Annotated in this window: 26 protein-coding genes; 14 read left to right on the top strand and 12 right to left on the bottom strand. The window is 68.5% G+C overall.

Annotated features, from left to right (window positions below):
• The first annotated feature begins 21 nt into the window (after positions 1 to 21).
• A complete protein-coding gene (locus DVK03_RS01605) occupies positions 22 to 711 on the top strand; it encodes a hypothetical protein (protein WP_006600762.1) in 690 nt (229 codons plus the stop codon).
• Positions 712 to 777: 66 nt separating this feature from the next.
• Here DVK03_RS01605 and DVK03_RS01600 read toward each other — a convergent pair whose 3' ends face one another.
• The 3 genes from DVK03_RS01600 to DVK03_RS01590 all read right to left on the bottom strand — a co-directional run bounded on the left by DVK03_RS01600 (position 778) and on the right by DVK03_RS01590 (position 2,237).
• The gene (locus tag DVK03_RS01600; protein WP_049921818.1) at positions 778 to 1,374 is read right to left on the bottom strand and encodes an L-threonylcarbamoyladenylate synthase; all 597 of its coding nucleotides are present in this window, start codon (positions 1,372 to 1,374) and stop codon (positions 778 to 780) included.
• Between the two features lie 93 nt (positions 1,375 to 1,467).
• On the bottom strand, positions 1,468 to 1,974 hold the full coding sequence (locus DVK03_RS01595; protein ID WP_115802072.1) for a redoxin domain-containing protein: 507 nt from the start codon (positions 1,972 to 1,974) through the stop codon (positions 1,468 to 1,470).
• Positions 1,974 to 2,237: a glutathione S-transferase N-terminal domain-containing protein gene (locus DVK03_RS01590; protein ID WP_004045367.1), complete on the bottom strand. Its 264-nt coding sequence runs from the start codon at positions 2,235 to 2,237 to the stop codon at positions 1,974 to 1,976. The genes DVK03_RS01595 and DVK03_RS01590 overlap by 1 nt, the downstream gene beginning before the upstream one ends.
• A 260-nt stretch (positions 2,238 to 2,497) precedes the next feature.
• Here DVK03_RS01590 and DVK03_RS01585 point away from each other — a divergent pair, with 260 nt between their 5' ends.
• Positions 2,498 to 3,811 carry a hemolysin family protein gene (locus DVK03_RS01585; protein WP_006600764.1) on the top strand — a complete coding sequence of 438 codons (1,314 nt, stop codon included), beginning with the start codon at positions 2,498 to 2,500 and terminating at the stop codon, positions 3,809 to 3,811.
• 67 nt (positions 3,812 to 3,878) lie between these two features.
• On the opposite strand, the gene DVK03_RS01580 is transcribed toward DVK03_RS01585, so the two are convergent.
• From DVK03_RS01580 to DVK03_RS19920, 3 genes are read right to left on the bottom strand one after another with little or no spacing between them, the layout of a single operon-like run.
• Positions 3,879 to 4,154, bottom strand: coding sequence for a hypothetical protein (locus DVK03_RS01580; protein ID WP_115802071.1), 276 nt, complete (start codon positions 4,152 to 4,154; stop codon positions 3,879 to 3,881).
• Positions 4,151 to 5,350, bottom strand: a complete 1,200-nt coding sequence (locus DVK03_RS01575) for an inorganic phosphate transporter (RefSeq protein ID WP_115802070.1) — start codon at positions 5,348 to 5,350, stop codon at positions 4,151 to 4,153. The genes DVK03_RS01580 and DVK03_RS01575 overlap by 4 nt, the downstream gene beginning before the upstream one ends.
• A 42-nt stretch (positions 5,351 to 5,392) precedes the next feature.
• Entirely contained in the window at positions 5,393 to 5,560 is a 168-nt protein-coding gene (locus tag DVK03_RS19920) for a hypothetical protein (RefSeq protein WP_006600765.1), read from the bottom strand.
• Between the two features lie 96 nt (positions 5,561 to 5,656).
• On the opposite strand from DVK03_RS19920, the gene DVK03_RS01565 reads away from it, so the two are divergent.
• Positions 5,657 to 6,631, top strand: a complete 975-nt coding sequence (locus DVK03_RS01565; RefSeq protein WP_115802069.1) for a winged helix-turn-helix domain-containing protein — start codon at positions 5,657 to 5,659, stop codon at positions 6,629 to 6,631.
• 207 nt (positions 6,632 to 6,838) lie between these two features.
• On the opposite strand, the gene DVK03_RS01560 is transcribed toward DVK03_RS01565, so the two are convergent.
• Positions 6,839 to 7,357 carry a metallophosphoesterase gene (locus DVK03_RS01560; protein WP_004065460.1) on the bottom strand — a complete coding sequence of 173 codons (519 nt, stop codon included), beginning with the start codon at positions 7,355 to 7,357 and terminating at the stop codon, positions 6,839 to 6,841.
• 133 nt (positions 7,358 to 7,490) lie between these two features.
• Between DVK03_RS01560 and DVK03_RS01555 the strand changes: the two genes are divergently transcribed.
• Positions 7,491 to 8,435 carry a cation diffusion facilitator family transporter gene (locus tag DVK03_RS01555; RefSeq protein WP_115802068.1) on the top strand — a complete coding sequence of 315 codons (945 nt, stop codon included), beginning with the start codon at positions 7,491 to 7,493 and terminating at the stop codon, positions 8,433 to 8,435.
• Between the two features lie 60 nt (positions 8,436 to 8,495).
• Here the strand turns inward: DVK03_RS01555 and DVK03_RS01550 are convergent, their stop codons facing one another.
• Positions 8,496 to 9,521 carry a low specificity L-threonine aldolase gene (locus tag DVK03_RS01550; protein ID WP_115802067.1) on the bottom strand — a complete coding sequence of 342 codons (1,026 nt, stop codon included), beginning with the start codon at positions 9,519 to 9,521 and terminating at the stop codon, positions 8,496 to 8,498.
• Between the two features lie 116 nt (positions 9,522 to 9,637).
• On the opposite strand from DVK03_RS01550, the gene DVK03_RS01545 reads away from it, so the two are divergent.
• Complete coding sequence (locus DVK03_RS01545; protein WP_004065470.1) at positions 9,638 to 10,720, top strand: aminopeptidase; 1,083 nt, start codon at positions 9,638 to 9,640, stop codon at positions 10,718 to 10,720.
• 279 nt (positions 10,721 to 10,999) lie between these two features.
• Positions 11,000 to 11,152, top strand: a complete 153-nt coding sequence (locus tag DVK03_RS19915) for a hypothetical protein (RefSeq protein WP_004045356.1) — start codon at positions 11,000 to 11,002, stop codon at positions 11,150 to 11,152.
• Positions 11,153 to 11,157: 5 nt separating this feature from the next.
• Here the strand turns inward: DVK03_RS19915 and lrp are convergent, their stop codons facing one another.
• On the bottom strand, positions 11,158 to 11,616 hold the full coding sequence (lrp, locus tag DVK03_RS01540; RefSeq protein WP_004045355.1) for an HTH-type transcriptional regulator Lrp: 459 nt from the start codon (positions 11,614 to 11,616) through the stop codon (positions 11,158 to 11,160).
• A 126-nt stretch (positions 11,617 to 11,742) separates the two neighbouring features.
• Between lrp and glnA the strand changes: the two genes are divergently transcribed.
• Positions 11,743 to 13,113 carry a type I glutamate--ammonia ligase gene (glnA, locus tag DVK03_RS01535; protein WP_004045354.1) on the top strand — a complete coding sequence of 457 codons (1,371 nt, stop codon included), beginning with the start codon at positions 11,743 to 11,745 and terminating at the stop codon, positions 13,111 to 13,113.
• A gap of 132 nt (positions 13,114 to 13,245) precedes the next feature.
• Here glnA and DVK03_RS01530 read toward each other — a convergent pair whose 3' ends face one another.
• The 3 genes from DVK03_RS01530 to DVK03_RS01520 all read right to left on the bottom strand — a co-directional run bounded on the left by DVK03_RS01530 (position 13,246) and on the right by DVK03_RS01520 (position 16,769).
• Positions 13,246 to 14,211, bottom strand: coding sequence for a phosphatase PAP2 family protein (locus tag DVK03_RS01530; RefSeq protein ID WP_004065476.1), 966 nt, complete (start codon positions 14,209 to 14,211; stop codon positions 13,246 to 13,248).
• Position 14,212: 1 nt separating this feature from the next.
• A complete protein-coding gene (locus tag DVK03_RS01525; protein ID WP_115802066.1) occupies positions 14,213 to 15,550 on the bottom strand; it encodes a YihY/virulence factor BrkB family protein in 1,338 nt (445 codons plus the stop codon).
• Positions 15,551 to 15,638: 88 nt separating this feature from the next.
• Positions 15,639 to 16,769: a tRNA (guanine(26)-N(2))-dimethyltransferase gene (locus DVK03_RS01520; protein ID WP_115802065.1), complete on the bottom strand. Its 1,131-nt coding sequence runs from the start codon at positions 16,767 to 16,769 to the stop codon at positions 15,639 to 15,641.
• A gap of 144 nt (positions 16,770 to 16,913) precedes the next feature.
• Here DVK03_RS01520 and DVK03_RS01515 point away from each other — a divergent pair, with 144 nt between their 5' ends.
• From DVK03_RS01515 to DVK03_RS01485, 7 genes are all read left to right on the top strand, one after another.
• On the top strand, positions 16,914 to 17,258 hold the full coding sequence (locus tag DVK03_RS01515) for an SWIM zinc finger family protein (protein ID WP_004065483.1): 345 nt from the start codon (positions 16,914 to 16,916) through the stop codon (positions 17,256 to 17,258).
• Positions 17,259 to 17,354: 96 nt separating this feature from the next.
• The gene (locus tag DVK03_RS01510) at positions 17,355 to 18,182 is read left to right on the top strand and encodes a hypothetical protein (RefSeq protein WP_004045348.1); all 828 of its coding nucleotides are present in this window, start codon (positions 17,355 to 17,357) and stop codon (positions 18,180 to 18,182) included.
• 60 nt (positions 18,183 to 18,242) lie between these two features.
• Positions 18,243 to 19,094, top strand: a complete 852-nt coding sequence (gene prs, locus DVK03_RS01505) for a ribose-phosphate diphosphokinase (RefSeq protein WP_004065487.1) — start codon at positions 18,243 to 18,245, stop codon at positions 19,092 to 19,094.
• Between the two features lie 54 nt (positions 19,095 to 19,148).
• Positions 19,149 to 19,379 carry a hypothetical protein gene (locus DVK03_RS01500; RefSeq protein WP_004045346.1) on the top strand — a complete coding sequence of 77 codons (231 nt, stop codon included), beginning with the start codon at positions 19,149 to 19,151 and terminating at the stop codon, positions 19,377 to 19,379.
• Complete coding sequence (locus DVK03_RS01495) at positions 19,380 to 20,015, top strand: uracil-DNA glycosylase family protein (protein WP_006600772.1); 636 nt, start codon at positions 19,380 to 19,382, stop codon at positions 20,013 to 20,015.
• 288 nt (positions 20,016 to 20,303) lie between these two features.
• Complete coding sequence (locus DVK03_RS01490; protein ID WP_008610406.1) at positions 20,304 to 20,720, top strand: HIT family protein; 417 nt, start codon at positions 20,304 to 20,306, stop codon at positions 20,718 to 20,720.
• Positions 20,721 to 20,808: 88 nt separating this feature from the next.
• On the top strand, positions 20,809 to 21,624 hold the full coding sequence (locus DVK03_RS01485; protein ID WP_004065504.1) for a hypothetical protein: 816 nt from the start codon (positions 20,809 to 20,811) through the stop codon (positions 21,622 to 21,624).
• Positions 21,625 to 21,637: the final 13 nt, after the last annotated feature.

Below are 21,637 nucleotides of genomic sequence, written 5' to 3'. Positions count from 1 at the left end.
GATGCCGGGTCCAGCCCTCCCGTGTCCGCTCTCGTCGCCGCCTCCGACCTCGCTCGCGCCGCGTACTGCCCGCGACAGCTCTACTACGCCCGCCGCGACGACGACCGAACGCCGCCGCCCGCGGTCCGCGAGGTTCGCGCGCTCGCCTTCGACTACCCCGACCTGCTCGACGCGACCGACGACGAACTCGCGTCGCGGCCGATTTCGGTGTCGCCCGCGGCGTACCGCGAGCGCCTCGCCCGACTCCGCGAGCGCGACGACTGGGACGCGCTCACCGACCCCGTCGCCCGCGACGAACTCCTCGCGGGCAAGGACTGCCGCGGCGTCGCGCACAAACTCGTCGGCGCGCCCGACGGCGAGGGGGACCGACCGCCAGTGCCGGTTCCCTCGCTCGTCTCGCCGGGCGAACCGCCCGAGCGCGGCGTCTGGGAGCCCCAGCGCGTCAGGGCCGTCGCGCTGGCGAAGGCGCTCGCGTGGGAGCGCGAGGCACCGGTGCCGCGGGCGCTGGTCGAGTACCCGGCGGTCGGCGTCGTCCGGACGGTCAGGCTTACGACGGGGAACAAGGCGGCCTATCGGCGGGCGCTCCGCGTCGCCCGCGACCTCGATTTCGTCCCGTCGCGGCTCCGCGACTCCGCGAAATGCGAGTCCTGTACCTATCGGGAGCGCTGCGGCGTGAAAACGTGGTCGCTGTCGTCGTTACTCGGTCGATGAGGGCGGCGTCCGCGGTGACTCCGGGTCGCCGTGGCTCAGGGTTGCCTCGTCGTCGCGCCCGTCGGGTTACGCGTCGTCGTGCTCGTCTAACCACGCCTCGATGTCGTCGGCCATCGCGCCGCGGCGGTGGACGACGCCGCGGCCGGGGTCGACGACGGTGCTCTCGGTTCCGGGTGTCGTCCCGCCGTCGAGGACGACGGCGACCGCGTCCCGAATCTCGTCGGAGAGCTGCGAGGGATGCGTGATGCTCCCGGTTCCGGAGCGGTTGGCGCTGGTCGCGGTGACCGGCGTCCCGGCCGCGCGGAAGAGGTCGACCGCGAGTTCGTGGTCGGGGATGCGGACGCCGACGCGGTCTTTCCCGGCGACGAGCGCGTCCGGCAGGCTGTCGCGTCGCTCCACGACGACCGTCACCGGACCGGGGAGGAACCGGCGCATGAAGGCCTCCTCGCGGTCGTCGACCTCGACGAACTCCAGCGCGGCGTCCACGTCGGGGAAGCCGGCGGAGAGCGGGTTGTCTCGGTCGCGGCCCTTGATGTCGAAGACGCGTTCGACCGCGTCGGCGTTCGTCGCGTCCGCGCCCATGCCGTAGACCGTCTCGGTCGGGTAGACGACCGCCTCCCCGCGGCGGATGGCGGCGGCGGCACGCTGTACGTCGTCGCTCATGTACGAACCGACGCGCAACGGGCGAAAAAGCGTGACGAAACGGCGATTCCGCGCGGGCGAATGCGGTCGACGCGGCGAGCGTCGGGAAGCGGCTTACAGGTCGTCGAGGGCGTCGGCGATGCCCTCGTAGTCCGGGAAGTCCGGCCACTCCGCGGCGACCCAACGGTACTGGACCGTCCGCTCCTCGTCGAGGAGGAACACGGCGGGGCGGTGTTCGGTGACGCCGGCCATGCCGTCGAGGTCGTGTTCGAGGTCGTAGTCGGCGGCGACGCCGGCCGCGGGGTCCGAAAACAGGCGGGCGTCCACGCCGCGCTCCGCGAGGAGCGACTTGTGCTCGTACGGCGACGAGATGGAGACGCCGACCGTCTGTACCTCGTCTGGGACGCCGCAGTCGCGGAGTTCGTTCCAGACGTACGTCGCGGGGAACGCGCCCGCCATCGTGTGAAACACGAGGAGGACGGGCCCGTCGTCGGTGAGGTCCGAGAGGGCGGCGTCCTCCCAGAACTCCGCGTTGACGAGCGGGCGGGTGAAGTCCGGGGCGGTGTCGCCCACGGACGGGGCGTCGTGGTCGGGCAGGGAGACGACGTCGAACTCCGGCATCAAGCTCCCTCCCCGTAGGTGTGTTCGAGGTAGTCGACGATGTTCGCCGACTCGGACATCGTGACGCCGGTGTTGTCGTCGACGATGGCCGGGACCGAGCGCTTGCCCGAGACGCGCTTGACGACGTTCCGGTCGGAGTGCATCGGCTCGACGAACCGCGACTGGTAGGCGAGACCCTGTTCGTCGAGCGTGCGGACGACCCGCTCGCAGAACGGGCACGCTTGCAGTCGGTACAGCGTAATCGCCGGTTGCTCGTCTGCCATGGGCGGCTGTTAGGAAGAGCGTCGCCTAAGCCCTTCGCTCGCGGGCATCCGCGCCGCAACATCGGTTCGACGGCCGGACCGGGGAGAACGAACGACGCGCCGGCCGAGGCAGTGTCGAGGGCAACTCTTAATTCCGGTCCCGCGCAAGACAGTGTAGTTACATGGGTTTGCCGCCGATACAGTTACCTCCAGCCTCGACACTCGCGGCCGCACAGGTCTCGAATATTCCGCTGGACGACACGACGATCACAGTCCTCGGCGTGGCTGCGATTATCGTTCTCGTCGGTCTCTCGGCGTTCTTCTCCTCGTCCGAGATCGCGATGTTCTCGCTCGCGAAGCACCGCGTCGACTCGATGGTCGAAGAGGGGATTCCGGGCGCGGAGCGGGTCAAGTCGCTCAAAGACGACCCGCACCGCCTGCTCGTGACCATCCTCGTCGGCAACAACATCGTCAACATCGCGATGTCGTCGCTGGCGACCGGGCTCCTCGCCGTCCTCGACTTCGGCGCGGGCGAGTCGGTCCTCATCTCGACGTTCGGTATCACCACGCTCGTCCTCCTGTTCGGTGAGAGCGCACCGAAGTCCTACGCCGTCGAGAACACGGAATCGTGGTCGCTCCGTATCGCACGCCCCCTGAAGTACGCCGAGCTACTGTTGCTCCCGCTCGTCGTCCTGTTCGACCACCTGACGCGGCTCGTCAACCGCGTCACCGGCGGGCAGACCGCCATCGAGACGACGTACGTCACCCGCGACGAGATTCAGAACCTCATCGAGACGGGCGAGCGCGAGGGCGTCATCGAGGAGGAAGAACGCGAGATGCTCGACCGCATCTTCCGCTTCAACTCGACTATCGCCAAGGAGGTCATGACGCCCCGCCTCGACATGACCGCCGTCCCGAAGGACGCGACCATCGACGAGGCCATCGAGACGTGCGTGCAGGCCGACCACGAGCGCGTCCCCGTCTACGACGGGAACCTCGACAACATCATCGGCATCGTCAACATCCGAAACCTCGTCCGCGAGAAGTACTACGGCGAACGCGGCGTCGGCATCGCCGACATCGTCTCGCCGACGCTCCACGTCCCCGAGTCGAAGAACGTCGACGAACTGATGGCCGAGATGCAGGACACCCGGATGCAGATGGTCGTCGTCATCGACGAGTTCGGGACCACCGAGGGGCTCATCACCCTCGAAGACATGGTCGAGGAAATCGTCGGCGACATCCTCGAAGGCGACGAGGAAGAGCCGTTCGAGTCGGTCGACGAGAACACCTACCTCGTCCGCGGCGAGGTCAACATCGACGAGGTCAACGAGATGCTCGACATCGAACTCCCCGAGGGCGAGGAGTTCGAGACGCTCGCCGGCTTCATCTTCAACCGCGCCGGCCGCCTCGTCGAGGAGGGCGAAGAAATCAGCTACAACGACATCGTCATCCGCATCGAGCAGGTCGACAACACGCGCATCATGAAAGCACGCATCCGGACCAACGCGGGCATCGAAGCCGCCGACGGCAACGGCGACGACGACGAGGAGAACGGCGGCGACGAGGAAGCGGAAGTCGAGCCCGACACCTGACCTGACCTGACGACGCGACGGAGTCGCCACCGCCGACACCCGGTCGAACCCGTTTTCCGACCGCGAGTTATCCGAGGAGCGTAACCGACAGCACCACGAGCACCAGCGACGCCAGCGCGAGAACCACCAGTCCGGTCGCGTCGGCGGTGCCGTCGCCGAGCCGTCGCGCCCGTCCGCGGAAGCGAATCGCCAGCGCGAACGCGCCGAGGCCGACGGTCCCGAAGGCGAACCCGCGGAGCGAGATGCCGGTCACGACCGCCATCGCGACGTGGTAGACGCCGAAGGCGGCCCAGAGCGCGGACACGAGGGTGGTAAGCGCGACGCGGAGCGCACGGACGTTCACACGCCGAGTACGCTCGACGCGAGCGTAAAGACGCCGTAGCCCAGTCCGAGCGCGAGGGCGAGCGAGCCAATCCACGCGAGAACGGTGTAGAGCATCTTCCGCCCGGAGACCCCCGAGCCGCCGGCGGCGTAGCCCGAACCGATGATGGCGCTGACGATAATCTCGTTAAAGGAGACGGGGACGCCGAGCGCGACGGCGGTCTGGGCGATGGCGAACGAGGGAATCATCGCCGCGATGGAGCGCCGCGGCCCGAGCGAGGAGTAGTCCTGCGCGAGCGCCTTAATCATGCGCGGCGCGCCGGTCCACGACCCCGCGAGGAGGCCCAGTCCGCCGCCGACGAGGAGCGCCGGGAGCGGGACCGCGACCACGTCGAGGAGGGGAACGAGCGGCCCGATGGCGAGACCGACCTGACTGCCGCCGGCAGAGAAGGCGACGAGGCCGCCGAGAACGAGCAGGAAGCGCCGCTGGCCGCGAGTCTTGTCGGTCGTCACCCAGCGGCCGACCACGGCGGCGGCGGCGAGCGCGACGAGAAGCGAGGCGGCGACGAACCAGCCCGTCTCGCCGAGGACGCCGAGACCGGTCAGTTCGACCGCGGCGGCACGGGCAATCGAGGCCGACCCCGACGCGCCGCCGAGTCCCGCGAACTCCATGTTGGCGACGAGCAGACCGACGAGGCCGGCGAGCGCGGGGACGGTCCACCGCTCGGAGACGCCGTCGGCGCGGAGGAGTCGGGCGGTCGCGTACGACGCGCCGCCGCCGACGAAGGGCGTGAGCACCCACAGCGAGACGATTTGTTGGTACTTCGACCACGCGGGGTCGCCGCCCATGGCGAGGCCGACGCCGACGACCGCGCCGGTGACGGTGAAGGCGGTCGCGATGGGGTAGCCGGCGAAGACGCCGATTGCGACGAGCACCGCCGCGGTGAGGAGCGCGACGACCGCGGCCCCCGCGGTCAGCGTGACGCCGCCGATGAGTTCCGTCCCGACCGCGTTGGTGACGTTCGCACCTTGCAGAAACGCTCCGGCGAAACCGAGCAGGCCGACGATGAAGCCCGCGCGCATCACCGAGATGGCGTTGGCTCCGACGGCGGGCGCGAACGGCGTCGACCCCGACGACCCCGCGCCGATGGCCCACGCCATGAACAGGCTGGCGAGCGCGGCGACGACGAACGTGGCGAGCGTTCCGGCGGCTACCACGGGGCGACACCTCGGCGGTCGTCGGCAGTTGTCCGGTCCATGTCAGCGGCGGCGCGCCTCGTCGTAGCCCTCACTCAGTCCGAGGAGCGTCCGCCGGACGAGGAGATAGCCGAAGAAGACGAAAAGCAACAACGCGGCGAGCAACCCGACGAACACGGGATTCCCCGCGAGAAAGTCGACGAGGCCGTCTACGACCAAAGGGTCGGTCATGTGGGTGGGTTCGGCGGGCACGAGGTATAGCAATTTCGGCGAGGCGTCGTGAAAGAATACGAACACTCATGGGAAGCGGTGAGTAACGCCGATTCGATGGCCGACCTCATCCCCTCCAGCCCGGGCGACCCGGACGACGACCGGGACGACCGAGACCCCAAGGTCATCGGCCTCGACAGCGACGAGGCGGACGACCTCCTCGGCGCAATCTCCTCGTCGACCGCCCGGACGGTCCTCGCGTCGCTCCACGAGTCGCCGGCGACGCCCTCCGACCTCGCCGCCGAAATCGACACGTCCCTCCAGAACGTCCAGTACCACCTCGGCAACCTCTCGGAAGCGGGCCTCATCGAAGTCGCGGACACGAGGTACTCCGAGAAGGGCCGCGAGATGAACGTCTACACGCCCGCTGACCGGGCGCTCGTCGTCGTCGCCGGGCGCGAAGACGAGACGAAGGGTCTGAAGGGCGCGCTCACGCGCCTCATCGGCGGCGTCGGCGTCCTCGGCATCGGCGCGGCCGTCGTGAACCGGTTCGCCCGTGTCGGGTCGGTGCTTCCGTTCGGTCTCGGAGGCTCGACCGGCGGCGCGGGCGACTCCGGTGCCGGCCAGAGCGGCGGCTCGGGAGCCGACCTCAACGCGACCCGGACAGCCGATTCGGCGAACGCCACTCCCGCGACGGCCGAGACGGCATCGACCCCGACGAGGACGGCCACAGAGACGGCGACGACCGACGGCGGCGGTGGGTTCAGCATCGCCGAGGCGACCACGACCGCGGATTCGACGACGCAGACCGCGGAAGCGACCCGAACCGCGGTCGAGTCGACGCCGACCGTGACGGAAGCCGCGCAGACCGCGACGGAGACCGTGACCGCGACGCCGACGCCGACGCCGACGCAGACGCCGGTTCCGGACACGACGGCCGCGCAGACGGCCACGGAGACCGCGGCGCGGGTCACGTCCGGGTCGGGCGGACTCGCCGAGACCATCGGGACGCTCTCGCCGGGGACGCTGTTCTTCCTCGGCGGGCTGACCGTGCTTCTCGCGTGGGTCGCGGTGGGCGTGCTGCGTGACTAAAACGGCTGTTTGAGCTTACGGTGCGTATTTGATACCCTCACCCGTAGGAGTGAGTGCGAGGTCGCGCGTGGCCCCCGACGACGACGGGGCTGCCATCCGTGCCCCCTGCCCCTCTCCCCGTCGTCTCGCGCGGCCTCGGACTGCCCCCCAACAGACCCGATCCGGTCTGTTCCCGCTGCTTCTTCCGGCCCTCCACCGGACTTCGCCCTATTCGTCGGGGACGATACGGAACGTCTCGAACGTCTCGCCGTCGACCGTGACGAGTCGCCCGCGGAGGCCGCCGTCCGGCAGTTCCTCCAGTTCCGCGTGCGCCTTGCGGTTGCCCCGCGGTTGGGCGTGGCTCCCCGGGTTGAGGAGCGGAATCGGCCCGGTGCCGTGGAAGCCCGGCCGGTGGCTGTGCCCGAAGATGACCGCGTCGGCCCCGCGCTCGCGGCCGAACATCGACAGCGCGGTGTTCCCGCCGCGGCGGGTGTGCGTCACCGCGAACTCGACGCCGCCGTAGGTGACGTTCCGCGCCGCGGGAATCCGGTCGCGAATCTCGGAGCCGTCGTTGTTGCCGTACACCGCGAGGAAGCTGTCGGCCTCGTCGACGAACGCGTCGAGGACGGACTCGCGCATGAAGTCGCCCGCGTGGACGACGAGGTCGGCCTCGCGGACCGCGTCGAGGGTTCTGTCGGTCAGGCGATGACCGTCCGTGCTGTGGGTGTCGGAGACGACGACGAGCATGCGTGGGGCTAGGAACCGGAGGGATTGAAACCTACCGACTGCGGCGTCGGTCCGCCCGTCGGCCCGTCGAGGATGGTCCGTCTCTCGATTCGCCGTCGGTAGCTCTATCCGGCCGGGGGGAGTGGCCCACGACATGGCAGGCAGTACGTCCGTCGTCGTCGCCGCGCTCTTCGCGAACGGGGCGATTGCGGTCCTCAAGTTCCTCGGCTATCTCGCGACCGGGAGTCCCTCCATGCTCTCCGAAACGTATCACTCCATCTCCGACACCGGCAACCAGGTGTTTCTCCTCATCGGCATCCGCGACAGCAAGCGCGGCGAGACGCAGTCGCACCCTTTCGGCCACGGGAAGTCGCAGTTCTTCTACTCGTTTCTCGTCTCCGTGATGCTGTTCGGTATCGCCGGCTGGGAGTCGGCCAAACACGGCTACGACGCCCTGATGCACCCCGGCCACGGCGGGGGCGGCGAGGCGCTCGTCCTGCTCGGCTTCGAAATCGAGCCCGTGTTGGTCAACGTCGCCATCCTCCTCGGGGCGATTGCCTTCGAGAGCTACGCCTTCCTGAAGGCGAACGCCGAACTCCGCCGACAGATAGAGGAGTACGAGTGGAGCGGCCTCGTCGAGGCCTTCCGGGAGACGAGCGACGTGACGACGCTCACGGCGTTCACGGAGGACACCGTCGCCCTCGTCGGCGCGGTGCTCGCGCTCGCCGGCATCGGCCTCACCGAGCTCACGGGCAACGAGCTGTTCGACGCCGGCGCGGCGCTCCTCATCGGGATACTGCTCATGGGCTTCGCCATCGCGCTCGCGTGGGAGAACAAACGCCTGCTCATCGGTGAGAGCGTCCCCGTGGACGAAGAACAGGCGCTCCGCGACATCGTCAAAAACGACCCGCGGGTCGTCCACATCGACCACTTCCGCGCGAGCTACGTCGGCCCCGAGAAGCTGCTCGTCGCCCTCGACGTGAGCTTCGACCCCGAACTCGACACCGAGGAACTGGACGACCACATCACCGAAATCGAGGACGAACTCAAGGCGGCCGACGACCGGGTGCACTTCGTCTACATCGAACCCGAGTTGTAATCCGAACGAACCGAGTGGGCCGCCACCGGCCGACCGCGACTCGCGGCGGCTTCCCTCGACCTACCGCGATTCGACCGCGTCGGCGACGAGGTCGACCGCGCGCTCCACGTCCGCACGCGAGACGTTCAGATTCGTCGTAAAGCGGGTGTGGTACCGGCCGAACGTGCCGCCGAGGACGCCAACATCGTCGCACAGTTCGACAAACTCCTCGGCCGTCAGCCCGGCACCCTCGGAGTCGACGACGACGATGTTCGTGTCGGGCGTCGGCACCGACAGTCCGGAAACGGCGTCGAGACCCTCGGCGAGGACCGTCGCGTTCGCGTGGTCGTCCGCGAGGCGGTCGACGTTGTCGAGCGCGACGAGCCCCGGCGCGGCGATGAGCCCGGCCTGCCGCATACCGCCGCCGAACTGCTTTCTGACGCGGACGGCCTCCTCGATGAACGCCTCGGGACCGGCGAGTATCGAACCGACCGGCGCGCCGAGCCCCTTCGAGAGACAGCACATCACCGTGTCGACGCGCTCGACCATCGCCGTCGGGTCCTCGTCGAGGGCGACGCAGGCGTTGAACAGGCGCGCGCCGTCGAGGTGGACGGGAATCCCGAGGTCGCGGGCGGCGTCGGCCGCGGCGTCGATATCGGCTTTCGGAACCGCGACGCCGCCGCGGGCGTTGTGGGTGTTTTCGAGACACAGGACGCCCGTGCCGGCGACGTGAAGCGACTCCTCGCGGGCGTGGTCGCGGACCTGCGCGGGCGTCGGCGCGGCGCGCTCGCCGGCGTCGTAGGCGCGGATCTGCAAGCCCGACAGTTGGGCGAAGCCGCCGACCTCCCACTTGTAGACGTGCGCCTTCTCGTCCACGAGCGCCTCTTGCCCGGGGTCGGCGTGGACGCGGGCGGCGATTTGGTTGCCCATCGTCCCCGACGGCACGAACAGCGCGGCCTCCTTGCCGACGAGTTCGGCGGCGCGCGCTTCGAGTTCGTTCACGGTCGGGTCGTCGCCGTACACGTCGTCACCGACGGCGGCGTCGCGAGCGGCCTCGCGCATCTCGTCTGACGGGAGCGTGACGGTGTCGCTTCGGAGGTCAATCATGCGCGGAGAGACCGCGCCGACGGAGAAATAATCGGTGGTCCGCGGGGCGTTCCCGGCCGCGACCGCAATATTTGCGCTTCGAAAGGTGTTTGCCCCGGGGACACACACGACGCGGTATGGACCCGCGCATCCGCGAGCACGCACAAACCATCGTCGATCACTCCACGAGCGTCGAGGCCGGCGACAACGTCGTCGTCTCCGCGCCCTCGGTGGCCGAGGACCTCGTCACGGCCATCCACGAACTGCTCGGCGACCGCGGCGCGAACGTCGTCGCGATGGACGCGAACCCGCGGTTCACCCGCGCGTTCCTCCGCGCCGGCGACGACGACTACGAGACGCCCGAGCACGTGCTGGCGCTTTACGAGGAGACCGACGTCATCATCCGCGTCCGCGGCGAGACGAACGCGACCGAACAGAGCGACGTGCCGCCGGAGACGAACGCCGCGTACAAGCGCGCCTACAAACCCGTGCAGGGCGAGATGCTCTCGAAGCGCTGGTGTCTCACCCAGTACCCCGCGAAGGGAAGCGCCCAGCTCGCGGGCATGAGCACCGAGGCCTACGAGAACTTCGTCTACGACGCCGTCACCCTCGACTGGGACGCGCAGGGCGAACTCCAACAGCAGTTGGTCGACATCCTCAACGACGGCGACGAGGTCCGCATCACGTCGGGCGACGAGACCGACGTGACGATGAGCATCGCCGGCAACACCGCCATCAACGACACGGCCGAGCACAATCTCCCCGGCGGCGAGGTGTTCACCGCGCCCGTGAAGGACTCCGTGAACGGCGAGGTCTACTTCGACCTGCCGCTGTACCGGCAGGGCCGCGAGGTCTCCGGCGTCCGCGTCCGCTTCGAGGACGGCGAGGTCGTCGACTACTCCGCCGAGGGGAACGAGGAGGTCTTAGACGGCGTGTTCGACACCGACGAGGGCGCGCGCTACCTCGGCGAACTCGGCATCGGCATGAACCGCAGCATCGACCAGTTCACCTACAACATGCTGTTCGACGAGAAGATGGGCGACACCGTCCACATGGCCGTCGGCTCGGCGTACCCCGAGACGGTCGGCGCGGACAACGAACTCAACGAGAGCGCCGAGCACGTCGACATGATCGTCGATATGTCCGAGGACTCGGTCATCGAGGTCGACGGCGAGGTCGTCCAGCGAGACGGCACGTTCGTCTTCGAAGACGGGTTCTGACCGGACCGCCGGCTCCGCCGGGCAGCGAAAACTCGCAACATTTCGTCCCCAGTTTATCCACCGAGGAATCGCGCCACGTCATCGGGGTTTCCAGTCGAAACAGTAGCCTTCGAACGGCCGCCGAAATCGACCCGGAAACGCGGGGTTCGGACGGAGCGTATCGACCGCAAACCGTAGATTCTCCAGTCGAAGCGGTTCCCGTCCGGATACAGACAATTTGATGACAACTATACGCACACGCCAGTAGATTTATTCCGCCCAGTCGACGAACACGAACCGATGCCAGCGGTTCAGTGCCGGGAGTGTGGACGCGACGTGGCGGTCCACGAGATAGAGACGACGACGAAGACGACGCCCGACGGCTTCGACACGCGATATCGGTGTCCCTACTGCAAGTCGGAGATGCGCGACGTAAAAACGCGAATCGTCTGACGGCGTTACTCTTCGAGGTCGAGGTCGAACTGCTCGTTTTCGGTGACGGCGTTGAGCACGACCGAGGTGTTGGACTCGCGGATGTCCGCGTCGGTGAGCAGTTTCTTGATCTGCGTGTTCATGCCGTCGGTGTCGCGGAACTTGCCGATGGCGATGATATCGTAGTCGCCGGTGACCTCGTACACCGAAATCATCTGCTTTTCGGCGCGGAGGCGCTCTGTAATCTCGGGGAGCGCGGAGCCCTCGACTTTGAGTTGGATGACCGCGGTCACGTCGTAGCCGAGCGCGTCGTAGTTGACGCGGGGCGTGTACCCCTCGATGACGCCTTCGTCTTCGAGATCTCGCAGGTGATTCGAGACGGTCGTGACCGACACGTCGAGTTCTTCGGCGAGGCTTCGCAGGCTCGCTCGGCCGTCGCCGAGGAGTGCGTTGATGAGCTTCGCGTCGAGGTTTTCGTACGTCATTACATCCAAAGACCGTCCGGGGGCATTAGAATTTTACGAATATCCAATTCTGTGGCGAGGTGCGGGGAATTGCATTAAGCGGAAATGTCTTTATAGTGCGGGTGTTCGAATCGCGTGTTCAGGAAAATGACGGAAGACAACGCACTCACCGACGGCGGCCTGAGCGACGAGGCACAGGCAGTCATCGACGAAATCGAAGAGAAGAACGTCGACTTCCTCCGACTCCAGTTCACCGACATTCTCGGAACGGTGAAGAACGTCTCCATCCCGGCTTCGCAGGCCGAGAAGGCGTTCACCGAGGGCATCTACTTCGACGGTTCCTCCATCGACGGCTTCGTGCGCATCCAGGAGTCCGACATGCGCCTCGAACCCGACCCGTCGACGTTCGCCGTCCTCCCGTGGCGGAAGAAGGAAAACAGCGCCGCCGGCCGTCTCATCTGTGACGTGTTCAACACGTCCACCGGCGAGCCCTTCAGCGGCGACCCGCGTGGCGTCCTCAAGCGCGCTATCGAGCGCGCCGAGGAACTCGGCTATGACGTGAACGTCGCTCCCGAACCGGAGTTCTTCCTGTTCGAAGAAGACGAAGACGGCCGCGCAACCACCGTCACGAACGACGCCGGCGGCTACTTCGACCTCGCCCCGAAGGACCTCGCGTCCGACGTGCGCCGCGACATCATCTACGGCCTCGAAAGCATGGGCTTCGACATCGAAGCCTCGCACCACGAGGTCGCCGAGGGTCAGCACGAGATTAACTTCACGTACGACGACGCCCTCTCGACGGCCGACAACGTCGCAACGTTCCGGTCCGTCGTCCGCGCCATCGCGGCCGAACACGACCTCCACGCGACGTTCATGCCCAAGCCAATCCCGCGCATCAACGGCTCCGGCATGCACACGCACATCTCGCTGTTCAAGGACGGCGAGAACGCGTTCCACGACGGCGACGACGAGTTCGACCTGAGCGACACGGCCAAGAGCTTCGTCGCGGGCATCCTCGACCACGCGCCCGCCATCACGGCGGTCGCTGACCCGACAGTCAACTCCTACAAGCGCCTCGTCCCCGGCTACGAAGCGCCGGTCTACATCGCGTGGTCCGACCGCAACCGCTCGGCGCTCATCCGCAAGCCGGCCGCCCGCACGCCGGCCGCCTCGCGCATCGAGGCCCGCTTCCCCGACCCGTCCTGTAACCCGTACCTCGCGTTCGCCGCGCTCATCCACGCCGGTCTCGACGGCGTCGAGAAGGGCCTCGACTGCCCCGACCCGGTCCGCGAGAACATCTACGAGTTCGACGAGGCAAAGCGCGAAGAGTACGGCATCGAGACGCTCCCGAAGGACCTCGGCGGCGCCGTCGACGCCCTCGAAGAGGACGAAGTCATCCAGGAGGCCCTGGGCGACCACGTCTTCGAGAAGTTCGTCGAAGCCAAGCGCTCCGAGTTCAAGGACTACCTCGTCGACGTCTCCCAGTGGGAGCTCGACCGGTACCTCGAGACGTTCTAAGCGTCGCGCACGCCCAACACCGATTTTTCTTTCGCGCCCGCTCGCCGGAGAGCGACAGCCACCGGTATCGCAGTCGGCGAGAAACCAGAGACAACACTACCTAGAACCGGAGCAACACACCGAAACAGGCTCTCAGTCGGCGCGCCGGGTCGCTCCGTTTCCGAGCCCGAGTCGGCCCTGTATCCGCGGCGCGACGAGGATGAACGCGACCACCGCCGCGGTGACGAGCACCGTCACCGGAACCGAGGCGTCGGCAACGTCGACGCCGACCCAGAGGCCGCCCGCGCCGAGGAACGCGACGAGCGCGACCGGCGGCGACAGCGTCGGGAGCGACTCGTGGCCGGCGAGTCGCGTCCAGCCGAGGAGACCGCCGAGCGACCCGCCGAGCGCCGCCGCGGCGTTTTCGGTGTGCCCGGAGAGACCCGTGGCGAACACCACCGCGAGCGCGAGGACGCTGAGGCCGGCCGCGATGGCGAACAGGCGCGCCGGGTCGAGATGGCCGGTCGCGTCGGGGTCGTCCGCGGCGGCGACCACGGACACCGCCTTCAGGAAGCCGAGGCCAAGGAGGACGCCGACGACGATGTCGACACCGTAGTGGACGCCGAGGAAGACCCGCGAGAGCGAGACGATGCCGACGACGACCGCCGCGGCGACGAGCCGGCGGCGACGGTCCCACACGTCGAGAAGCGAGACCGCGGCCCCGTAGACGACGGTCGTCCCGAGGGCGTGGCCGCTCGGGAACCCGAAGCCGTCGTCCGTCGTGAACGAGACGAACAGGTCCGAAAGCGGCGACGGCCACGCGGGCGCAGCGGCGACGGCCGCGGTCGGCGGTCGCGGCAGGGCGAAGCCGACTTTCAGCGCGGTGACGAGCGCCAGCGACCCGAGCGCGAGGCCGACGAAGGAGGCCGCGGTTCGCCGCGGGCGCGCCGTGATTCGGGGCCGACAGAGCCAGTACAGCGAGGTGAACGCGACGAAGAAGAACCACTGGTCTCCGAGTTGGGTGACGAGACCGAACAGGAAGACGAGCGCGTCCGGGGCGTCCGCGAGCACCAACTCCCCGAACCCGCGGGTCTGAAGCGAAAGCGCGGACCGGAACATCTCAGCCGCGGCGTTTGCGGACCGCGTCGATGGCGCGCCCGGGGACGCCGAGGGCGCTCAGGCCGATGCCGAAGATGACGAACAGGACGTAGAGTCCGAGCGTCGATAGGAAGATGATGAGCATGGCGACGACCGCGATGAGGTCCGACTGGAGGTAGTGAAACGCGCCGAGCGTGAGGACGACGCCGTAGCCGAGCACGAGGTAGGGACCCCACCCGCGGGCCTTGCCGCGGCGCATCCGGCGGCGGACGTAGCGCTTCAACTCGGCTTCGAGCTTGGGCTTTTCGACCGTCCGGTCGGTCACGTCGTCCTCGAACGCGTCGAGGTCGGCCCGAAGTTCCTCGACCTGCGATTCCAGCTCCTCGATGTCGGGAGCGCCGCGCGGGGAGACGGACGCGCCGGTCTCCGCGTCGTCGGCGTCCTCCGTCCGCGGCCCATCGGTGTCACCTCGGTCGTCGCTCATATCCGTACGAGCGTCATGTCGGCCTCCCGTATGTTGTACCTGCCGGTCCACTCCGGGCGGTCCCCCCGGCGGGTCACGCGGTTCTGCGGGCGACACGTCGCCCCCGACCCCCGCGAGGACCGCGTTGACGACCGCGCCGGAAAGCAGGATGAGCCCCGAGAAGTAGAACCACGTCACGAGCAACAGGAGCGTCCCGAGCGCGCCCGCGACCGACGCGCCGGCCACCGACGCGTAGATGCCGAAGCCGACCCCGAGGAGGGTCCAGCCGACGGCCGCGAAGACGGTCCCCGGCACGACCTGTCGCGGCGAGAGGTCGGCGTCGGGGAAGACGTAGTACAGCGGGAAGAACGCCGCACAGAGCGTGAGCAACAGCAAAAGCGGCGAGAGCAGTTGGAGAAACGGCACGTCGAGGAGGCCGAGCAGCGCGGTCAGCACCGCGACGCCGATGGTGCCGACGCCGATGCTGGCGAGGGCGATAGCGCCGTCGCGGAGCTGGTCGAGGAGGCCACCCGCCTCGGAGCCGTAGATGCGCGAGAAGGCGATGTCGAGGCCGCGAAAGAGCTTCAGCGCGCCCCACACCGTCAGCCCGAGGCTCACCGCCCCGACGCTTCCCTGCCCGGTTCGGTCGGAAAGCGCCTCCTCGACGAGGTCCTGTCCGGTCGGGACGAGGTACTGCTCGACGAGCGTCTGGAGTTGCGCCTGCAGTTCCGCGCCGCCGACGGCGGTGGCGACGACGACGCCGAGGACGAGAAGCGGAATCAGCGAGACGAGCGCGTAGTACGAGATGCTGGCCGCGAGAAACGAGATTTCCTTCTCCCGAATCGTGTCGACGACCGCCCGCGCGACGGGAACGGCGGTTCGGATGTTGGCGCTCACGTATCACCGAAACGACACGGGAGGCAAAGAAGCTACCCGCCGAAGCGGCGGTGTGTACCGGTTACGACGCGGTTCGCCGTCGTCCTCGTCACGCCTCGGGGTCGAGCGCGGCGGTCGACTCGCGTATCTCAGCGACCGTCGCGTCGGTCTTGAACGCGGTGCCGTGGTAGTGGGCGGGGGTGGCGTCGTAGCCGGCGTCGCGGAGGGTTTCGAGGAACGTCTCCATCTTCGAGGCCGAGCGGCCCCAGAGCTTACAGAGGCGGTGCTGGTCGAAGTGGGTCGGCGTATCGAGTTCGACCGCGAGCGTGTCGAGGAGCTTTCGGGCGCGTTTCGCGGTGCCGAAGTCCTCTGTCACCTCGTCGCGGACGGCCCCGGCGAACGCCGGTTCGGAGACGGGACCGAGCCAGATGGGGCCGGCTTCGAGAATCCGGGTCGAGTCGCAGTTGGCGCACGCCTCGGGCGGGTGGGCGATGAGCGAGCGCTCGGCCTCGCGGTGGAGGCAGTCCTCGCAGTGGTAGACGAAGCCGGTCGATTCGAGGAGTTCGTCGGCCTTCGTCGCCCGCTCGTCGAGTTCGAGATACGCCCGCGCGTAGTGACGCGTCGCGTGCGAGAGAATCGGGACGGCGGCCTTGTCGTAGCGGGCGGCGGTGCGGACCATCGCGCCGAGGAGCGTCCGAAGCCCCATCTCGGGGTGGTAGTCGGTGTTCTGCGGGAGACAGCCGTACTTCCGGATGCCGCTTTTCTGGTGTGCGCCGCACAGCGGGGCGGTGTCCGTGGCGGTGACGCAGACGAGGTCGCGGGTGTTGGCGAAGGCGGGGTCCGCGAAGGGCATCGGCGTGCCGAAGGGGTCGAGGTCGACCACGTCGAAGACCTCGTCGTACATGAGGGCGTTGGCGTTGCGGTGGACCGCCTCGCCGCCGTTGCCGGCGCGGTCGAGGTTCGACTGGGCGAGTTCGACGGCGTCGGCGTCGAGGTCGGCGCAGGTCACGTCGTAGCCCTCGGCGGCGGCGCGGACGCCCCGGATGCCCGAGGCGGCCATCGCGTCGAGGTAGCTCTCGGCGCGGGGTTCGCGCTCGCGGAAGGCGCGGAGGACGGCCGCGGTGATGTCCCGGTTCAACTCCTGTGTGGGGTTGTAGAAGACATCGTCGCCGGTCCCCGCTGACGCCCCGTCGCGGGCGTCGGGAACCTCGATTTCGACGCCTCCCTCGCTCACGTGCATACCCGCAGTCGCCCGCGCGGGCGGAAACCGGTTGCGATGCGATTGTGCGGTGCGGTTGTACGACGCGATTGCGACGCGATTGCGGCGGTCGGTCCACCCCGCGGCATCGAATGCGTTTTCACCGCCACCGACGAACTCGGGAGCGTGGATTCGGCCGACGACTGGCGAGCGGCGCTCGCGGAGACCGGGCGACTCTCGCCGCAAATCGTGCAGGCCATCGTCGACGCCCACGGCGACCGGGGCGTCACGGCCATCGAGGCCGTCTCCGAGCGGCGGGTGAAGCGCTACCGCGACTTCGACGTGGTCGTCGGCTACGACGACGAGTACGTGGTCGAAGACCGGGGCTGTACCTGCAAGGACTCCCAGTACAACCTCGACCCCGACGAGGGCGAGCGCTGTTGGCACGTCCTCGCGGTCGACGTGGCCGAGGCCCTCGACGAACTCGACCACCACGACATGTGGTACTCCGACGTGCGGGAGTTTCTGTAAGCACACGGCTCACTCGCGCGCCCGTTCGGCCCGTCGCCGCGCCGCGGGAACGACCACAATCCTTTCCGAACCCCGCCGCGAACCTCGGGCCAACGGATGGCTGATTTCGACCTCTCTATCGACGAAAAGCGGGTGTACGCGGACAAGTCCGGCAAGCAGACGGCGTACGTCGCCGCCGGCGTCGGGGTCGTGACCGTCGACGTCTCCGACGACCTCGTCGGGGGGTTCCGCATCGACCGCCGGTGTACCGCGCTGGACGCCGCCGGGTCGCCCGGGGAAGTCGTCGTCGCCACCGACGAGGACGTGCTGCTCGTGCAGGGCGACGACTACCACGAACTCGACTTCGGCCCCGCGGCGGCCGTCGGCTTCCACCGCAATCGCGTCGTCGCCGCCGACGACTCGGGTCGGGTCGCCCGCTTCGACGAGTCCGGGTGGACCGACCTCGGCGCGGTCGGGGCGGTCCGCGCCCTCGACGGGAGCCTCGTCGCGGCCGACGACGGCGTCTACCGAATCGGTGACGGCGGCCTCTCGCACGTCGGCTTGAACGACGTGACCGACGTGTCCGACCCCGCGGGCCGCCTCGGCGGCGACTCGGGAACCCCGCTCGCCGCGACCGACTCGGGACTGTACGCGCTCGGCAACGGCTGGATGGACGCGCTCGACGGGGCGTTTTCGGCGGTCGCGTCGATGCCGGACGGCCGCGCCCACGCGGTCGGCCCGGACGGCGTCGTCGCGCGCGACGAGGAGTCGGGCGCGTGGGAGGCCGCGCCGATTCCGCTGGACGAGTCGGTCGTCGCGCTCGCCCACGACGCGCGGGCCGCCTACGCCGTCACCGACGCGGGGAGCTTCTGCGTTCGGCTGACCGGGGGCGACTGGCGGACGCAGGTGCTCGGGTTAGAGACGGTCGGCGTCGCGGTTCGCTGACACGCGACGCGGCTGAACGCAACGAAAAGCGGTTTTACCCCCCACGAGAGACGAACGGGTATGCTCGTACCCGGCGCATCCTCGCAGGCACTCGCGGCCGCGCTCGCCGACGAACTCGGCGAGTCGCTCGCGGCCGTCGAGTACGACCGCTTCCCCGACGGCGAGACGCTGGCCGCGGTCCCCGGTTTCGACGCCGACGCCGCCACCATCGTCGCCAGCACCGCCAGCAACGACGCCTACGTCGAACTGCTCCAACTGCAAGACGCCGTCCGCGAGGCCGGCGCATCGGCGGTCACGACGGTCATCCCGTACATGGGCTACGCCCGACAGGACAAGGCGTTCGAGGCCGGCCACCCGATTTCGGCCCGCGCGGTCGCCCGCGCCGTCAGCACGACGACCGACCGCGTCGTGCTCGTCAACCCCCACGAGGACGCCGTCGCCGACTTCTTCGACGTGCCCGTCGACATCGTCGACGCCGCCGGGCGACTCGCGGAGCCGCTCCCCGAACTCGACGCCCCGCTGTTTCTGTCGCCCGACTCGGGAGCCATCGACATCGCGGAGACCGTCCGCGACGCCTACGGCGAGGGCGAGACCGACTACTTCGAGAAGGTGCGCCACTCCGGGACCGACGTGGACATCACGCCGAGCGACGCCGACTTCGCGGGCCGCGACGTGGTCATTACCGACGACATCATCGCCACCGGGTCGACCATGAGCGAGGCCGTGTCCGTCCTCGCCGACGGCGGCGCGAAGCGCGTCTTCTGTGCGACCGTCCACCCGCTTCTCGCCCGCAACGCCCGCACGAAACTCGCGCGCGCCGGTATCGAGCGCGTCGTCGGTACCGACACCATCGAACGCGACGTGAGCGAGGTGTCCGTCGCGCCCGTTCTCGCCGGCGAAATCGAACGATAACGTATCACACACTCTCTCGAAACGGTTTTGCCAGTCCCCGCATCTCGGGATAGTATGGGACGCTACGGAGACATCGACTACCCGCGGATGACCAAGACCGGCCTCGGACTGGGGCTCGCGCTGTTCCTGTTCGGCGCTATCGGCGCGAAAGTCGCCCTCGCCGTGAGCGGCGGTGCCATCCCCGGCTGGGAGCGAACGCTGTTTTTCGACGCCGAGTGGCTCGGCATCGCGCTGGTGCTGTTCTCGCCGATTATCTTCGGCATCGTGCTCCCGCTGACGGAGTAGATGGTCGACGCCGACCCGCGGTTCCCCGACGCCGACGAGACGCTCGTCCTCGAACCCGACTGCGCGCGCTGTCCGGCGCTCGTCGACTGCCGCAACCGCATCTCGTGGGGCGTCGGCCCCGACGACGCGACCGTGATGGTCGTCGGGGAAGCGCCGGGCGCGGGCAACCCCGACGCCGACCGCTGGCGGGGCGGCAACTGGACCGGGATGTCCTACACGGCCCGGCACTCCGGCCGCCGCATCCGCGAGACGATGGCCGCCGTCGGCTACGAATCGGGCGTCTTCTACACGAACGCCGTCAAGTGCTTCCCTTCGGACGGCGAGGGGTCGAACCGCGCGCCCACGGCCGCCGAGAAGGCGAACTGCCGCGACCACCTCGTTTCCGAACTCGAAGCCGTCGACCCCGACGTGGTGGTCCCGACCGGCCGCCACGCGACCGAAAGCGTCCTCGCGCTCGACGACGCCTCGCTGGACGGCTTCCTCGATACCGTCCTCGACCCCGTCGAGAGCGAGCGGTTCGGCTACACCGTGGTCCCGCTTTTACACCCCTCGTACCGCGACGTGTGGCTGTCGCGTCTCGGCTACGAGTTAGACGAGTATCTGGCCGACTTGGAGGCGTTGCTTCCCGAGCGGTAACCCACCGATCATTGCGCAATTCAGTAGATGTATTGCGCAATCTGAGATGGATTGCGCGCAATATCAACTAGTTCGCCGAGGGAACAGCGGGAGGTTGCGCAATCGAGGGTCGATTGCAGTTGCGATTGCGTGCAATTGGCGCAGTTGCGTCTCTCACAGACGAGACCCTCTACAATCGGCCGGGGAGGTTCGGTGGACACGCTCCACCTGTGCCGACAGCGAGACAGACGAGACGGCACGCACGAACCGGTCCGAACTTTCTTTTCCTCGCCAATCGACGTGCCACGTATGTCCGACTGCATCTTCTGCGCCATCGTCGACGGCGACATCCCGGGCCGAATCGTCCACGAGACCGACCACTCGCTTGCGTTCCTCGACGCCAACCCGCTCGCGCCCGGTCACACGCTCGTCGTCCCGAAAGAGCACCACGCCCGCCTTGACGAGGTTCCGGCCGACGCCGCGGCCGACCTGTTCGCCGCCGTGAACGACCTCGTGCCGCGCGTCGAGGCGGCGGTCGACGCCGACGCGACGAACGTCGGCATCAACAACGGCCCCGCCGCCGGCCAGGAGGTCGACCACGTCCACGTCCACATCGTCCCGCGGTTCGAGGGCGACGGCGGCAGTCCCATCCACGCCGTCGCGGGCGAGCGCCCCGACCTCTCCGACGAGGAACTGGCCGACATCGAGGCGGCCATCTCGGGCTGAGGGCACGCTGTCGCTCCAGCCGGCGCTACATCTCCCGCCGAACGTGTCGATGTAAAAACATATACGGGCGCCGTGAGTGCCGACTGTCGTGGCAGTCCTCCAATCGTTTCGAACGGCCCTCCGAATCGTCACCGAGACGCCGGTGCTCGTCGCGTTCGCCCTCGCGTTCGGCCTCATCGGCGCGTTGAACAACGCCTCCGGTCCGGCCGGGGCCGTCGGCTCGCTCCTCCAACTCCTCGCCGTACCGGCGCTCACCGGCGCGTTCTACACCGTCGCCGACGGCGCGCGCCCCGGCTCCGACACCGACCTGCGCGCGTCCACCGCGGCACAGCGCTACTACGTCAGCCTGCTCGGCGCGACGCTCCTCGCCGGATTGGTCGTGTTCGTCGTCGCGATGGTCGTCGGCGGCAGCGTCCTCGGCTACGTCGGGTTCGACCGACTCAACGCGGTGCTGAACGGCTCCGCGAGCCTCACGCCCGCCGAACTCGCCGCGTCCGGGGTGGCGCTCGTGGTCCTGATGGCCGTCGTCTACGTCTTCACCTTCTTCGACACCGCCGTCGTCCTCGACGGGCAGACCGCCGGCGGGTCGCTCAGCAGAAGCGTCGACTTCGTCCTCAGCAACCTCCGGGCCGTCGTCGGCTACGCGGTCGTCGCGACCGCAGTGACCTCGGTCGTCGACCTGCCGGTGCTCTGGTTCGTCACCCTCGACGGGGCGACCACCGTCGCCGGCGCGGTGACGGCGTTCCAAGCGCCGATGTCGACGGTCGATATCGCCGTCGTGGCCGTCGGTTCGACGGTCACGACGCTCGTCGGCCGAACGTACAAGGTCTGTTTCTACCGGGCCTGCGCGGACGCCGCGCCGGGAGCGGACCCGGAATCGGGTGACGGCGAGTGGACGGCGTAGTCGCGCGTCCGGC

It is taken from the genome of Haloferax sp. Atlit-109R (genome assembly GCF_003665865.1).
Lineage (GTDB): Archaea > Halobacteriota > Halobacteria > Halobacteriales > Haloferacaceae > Haloferax > Haloferax volcanii.
Note: the sequence above shows the minus strand (reverse complement) of the source record. Positions and strands in the feature narration are given on the sequence as shown.